General features: G+C 56.0%; 1 protein-coding gene. It reads left to right on the top strand.

From position 1 onward, the window contains the following. Nucleotides 1–183: 183 nt before the first annotated feature. Complete coding sequence (locus tag FLV34_RS39635) at nt 184–540, top strand: hypothetical protein (RefSeq protein ID WP_147945629.1); 357 nt, start codon at nt 184–186, stop codon at nt 538–540. Nucleotides 541–605 lie beyond the last annotated feature (65 nt).

Here is a 605-nt window from a genome sequence, read left to right as displayed (position 1 = left end):
GCAGCACGATAGAACAGCACCCGAAGCTCCTGGCGATGACGGTGATGGTTGTGGTGATCAACCCGTCTACCAGGAGCTTCGCCACATCATGAGGAAAACTCGAGCATCGCGATCATGCTGTGACCGGCTTAGCCGCCCGGCGGATGAAAAACGTTCATTGGTACTCTCCAGAGAGAGAATTCTGTGGGCTTATTCTCCAAGAAAAGAGCCGTTCCCGAGATCGGTGATGGCCCCGCTGAATCCTTCGAGGTGCGCTGGCGCAGAGATTTGACGCACGAGCGATATATCGACGAGTCGGCGCTATGGCAGCGGGTGCATGGCCACTATGAGCAAAGTGAAGTTCGTTGGGCTGCAAGTCCTGTTTATGTCCGCTTCAGCGACGCCGATTGGGATGGCTACGTCTACTTGACGGACGAGCGCCTTATAGTAGAGATGCACAACCCCACAGAAATGCAATGGGGGATACTTAGTCGCCCAATCCCCGAGCTTCAGCTCGTGACGTGGGACCTGACTTGGCTCACGTTTCAAGATCGCCGCTGAGCGCGAGGCGCTGACCTCGTGGTTCCCGGTTCGGAACGGCGAAAAGTGCGCACTAAATCGATCAT

The sequence above is a fragment of the Microbispora sp. CSR-4 genome (genome assembly GCF_008033685.1).
In the GTDB taxonomy this organism is placed as follows: domain Bacteria; phylum Actinomycetota; class Actinomycetes; order Streptosporangiales; family Streptosporangiaceae; genus Microbispora.
Note: the sequence above shows the minus strand (reverse complement) of the source record. Positions and strands in the feature narration are given on the sequence as shown.